The following is a 326-nucleotide window of genomic DNA, read 5'->3' as shown; positions in this document are numbered from 1 at the left end:
GCTCGGCTTCGGCTGGCGGGATGTTGCCGATGGGCTCCAGGAGCCGTCGGTTGTTGAACCAGTCCACCCATTCCAGGGTCGCGAACTCGACGGCCTCGAAGCTGCGCCATGGCCCGCGCCGATGGATCACCTCGGCCTTGTAGAGGCCGTTGATGGTTTCGGCGAGAGCGTTGTCATAGGAATCTCCGACACTACCAACGGAAGGCTCGACGCCAGCTTCAGCCAAGCGCTCGGTGTACTTGATAGAGACGTATTGGGCGGATTCAAACGGTCGTCGCAACACCAGGAGTTTGGAGGTTGCGATGAACGTTGTAAGGCGCAGATCG

General features: G+C 60.1%; 1 protein-coding gene. It reads right to left on the bottom strand.

Annotated features, from left to right (window positions below; all coding sequences use genetic code 11):
• Window positions 1–326 (bottom strand): integrase core domain-containing protein (locus AC0L3K_RS40795; RefSeq protein WP_473368232.1); only part of this gene is annotated, 326 nt, incomplete at both ends.

It is taken from the genome of Bradyrhizobium sp. MI1.10, from assembly GCF_055811035.1.
Note: the sequence above shows the minus strand (reverse complement) of the source record. Positions and strands in the feature narration are given on the sequence as shown.